General features: G+C 63.7%; 1 protein-coding gene and 1 pseudogene. One reads left to right on the top strand and one right to left on the bottom strand.

All coding sequences use genetic code 11. The features are described 5' to 3' along the window. A pseudogene (locus VLR48_RS00935) lies at window positions 1-254 on the top strand (peptidase M15); the annotation flags it as partial. 372 nt (window positions 255-626) lie between these two features. On the opposite strand, the gene VLR48_RS00940 reads toward VLR48_RS00935, so the two are convergent. Beyond that, on the bottom strand, window positions 627-1,643 hold the full coding sequence (locus VLR48_RS00940) for a dihydroorotate dehydrogenase-like protein (RefSeq protein WP_325289979.1): 1,017 nt from the start codon (window positions 1,641-1,643) through the stop codon (window positions 627-629). Between the last annotated feature and the right edge of the window lie 174 nt (window positions 1,644-1,817).

The following is a 1,817-nucleotide window of genomic DNA, read 5'->3' on the forward strand; positions in this document are numbered from 1 at the left end:
ATCCCATCTGTCCGCGTCCAGGCGCCGCCGTGGATTTTTTGGTCGAGGACGAAGACATGCTGGAGGTGGCGCGCTGGATCGTCGCCGAGACACCGTTCGATCGGCTGTACTTCTACGGCAGCGACATGCCGATTCATGTGAGCTATGGGCCCGAGCAGAGCCGTCAGGTGGTGTTGATGCTGCCCGGCCCAAGCGGTCGGCTCGTGCCCAAGTGCTTGCCGGTCAATCGGTTTATCGATGCCCTCCCGGAATAGTCGACTTGCAGTCGACCCCGCTGGCCGCCAGGCCGGCGAAAGAAGATGGCGGAAGGCGGAAAGTCATCGATCCCTTGAAGAGGTCGACTGCAAGTCGACTATCCCGGGGGGAATCCCTGGGTATCACGACCGGAAGCGGAAAGGAGCGGTTCAACCGCGAGGGCGGCCCCGCTTGCACCTGTTCCCGGAGGTCGCCTAATCGAACAGCCTCTGCGTCTCCTGAACATGCGCTGCGGCGATGAGCCAACGTCGCAACTGCGCCGGAGTTTCGAAATGTGATTTAAACCGCGCCGGCTCCGACAGTTATCGGTGCTGGCGCGGCCAAGCCAATCCAACAAACGACGCATACCGCACCGGGCGCGGTTTAAGGTGCTACACCATCACACCCGGCGAAAAGCTGTAGCTGTCCAGGATATTGACATAGTTGGCACGTTCGAGCTCTGCCGGGTTGGGGACCGAGATGGCGCTGACGCGCCCGCGGAAGTCGTCCACGGACTCGAATCCCTGCTCCTCCATCCAGTCTTGGATGCCCGCCAGGATCTGCGCGGTGTAGGCCGGCCCCTTGCCGAGAAGCGCGCTGCACAGGTGCACCACGTCGGCGCCTGCGAGCAGGAGCTTGATGGCGTCGGCGGAGGTGTGAATACCGCCGGTCGCACCGAGCGAGAGTCCGTCGAAACGTCCGTAGAGGATCGCGATCCAGCGCATGGCGAGCAGGGCCTCGGCGGAGGTCGAGGGGTGCAGGCTCGATTGCAGACGCAGGCTGTCGATGTTGATGTCGGGCTGGTAGAAGCGATTGAACAGGGCCACGCCGTTGGCGCCGGCGGCGGCGACCTGGCCGACGAAGTTGCCGATGGAGCTGAAGCTCGGGGAGAGCTTCATGTTGATCGGGATCTGGATATGCCCGCGCAGCTCGCGCAGGAGCTCGAGGTAACGCTCCTCGACCTGGAGTCCGGTTTGGGTGACATCGCCGGCGACATAGTAGACGTTGAGCTCCAGGGCGTCCGCACCGGCCTGTTGAAGCTCGGTGGCGTGCTTGATCCAACCGCCGGGGGTGACGCCGTTGAGGCTCGCGATGACCGGAATATCCAGTGCGTCCTTGAGCTTGCGGATGTTCTCGAGATAACGCTCGAGCGCGCCCTCGAAGTCATGATGAACGGGCAGAAAGCCGCTTTCGGCCTCGCCGAATCCGATGTCCTGGTGGTGCAGGAAGCGCACCATGCTTTCGGACTCCGCGGTCACGGCCTCTTCGAAGAGCGACCACATGATGATGGCCGCCGCGCCGTGGTCTTCGAGCTCGCGCGCGATGGCGACGCTTTTGGACAGGGGCGAGGCGGAGGGGACCAGCGGATTCTTGATCGTCAGCCCGAGATAGTTGGTCGTGAGATCCATAGCGATTGCTCCGGAAAAGGTGTACGACGAATTGGGTGCCGAATGGGAGCGCGTCGGCGGCCGTGTACCGGACCGATCCGGCAGCGCCGGCGCGGATGCAGCTGCACCGCGTCGAGACCTGCCGGATCGGGCCCGTCGGCCCGACGCCCCTGCGTTCGCGTGTTAGCTCTCCTT

Source organism: Thiocapsa sp. (assembly GCF_035467215.1).
In the GTDB taxonomy this organism is placed as follows: Bacteria; Pseudomonadota; Gammaproteobacteria; order Chromatiales; family Chromatiaceae; genus Thiocapsa.

Excerpts from the sequence above, each read along its gene's own strand:
- VLR48_RS00940 (WP_325289979.1), bottom strand. The coding sequence starts at position 1,643 with ATGGATCTCACGACCAACTATCTCGGGCTGACGATCAAGAATCCGCTG.